Raw genomic sequence first — 611 nt, forward strand, 5'->3', positions numbered from 1 at the left:
CGGGCAGGGTGATCCAGCGCCGCGCGGGCGGCCATAGCGCGCCCAGCCGGCCCATGCCGTACAGCCCATATCCCCCACGATGATGCCGATATAGAGCGCGACCAGCGCGACCATGATATCGACATGGCCGGTGCGCACCTGCATGGCGGTCATGATGGTCGCGGCGTCTTCCAGGATGAAGGTGCCGATAATGATCGCGATGGCCTGTACGAAAGGGGAAGCGCCGGCAGCGGCCAGCACGGACGTCAGGGATACGGGCATACGGACTGTTTCAGCGCACCCGCTGGGGATGGGAAGGAAAAACCGTAACCACGATAAGTACAAGCCCTTCGGTCGGCCCGGCAGGCGGGCAGGGGAAACATCGGCCACCGGGCCGATGCGGGAACTGCTGGTGGCGTCCTTGTGACATGCTTCGCCCACGGCCACAAACGGGAAATTATGTCGCGTATTGTATCATGTCCGTCCGGATGCGCGGATCAGTGATTGAAAGAACATGGAGGGCGTGGCACAGCATCGGATATGCTCGATCGTCGCCGTCTCCTTCACTCCGCCGCCACCGCTTTCGCGGGGGCTGGCGCGTCGTGGCTGCTTCCGGCGCACGCCGCCCGGGG

Annotated in this window: 1 pseudogene; it reads right to left on the reverse strand. The window is 64.5% G+C overall.

Features of this window, described 5'->3' with window-relative positions:
- Positions 1-261 (reverse strand): annotated as a pseudogene (locus tag JCM25156_RS26620) (hypothetical protein); the annotation flags it as partial.
- Positions 262-611 lie beyond the last annotated feature (350 nt).

Source organism: Komagataeibacter kakiaceti JCM 25156 (assembly GCF_000613305.1).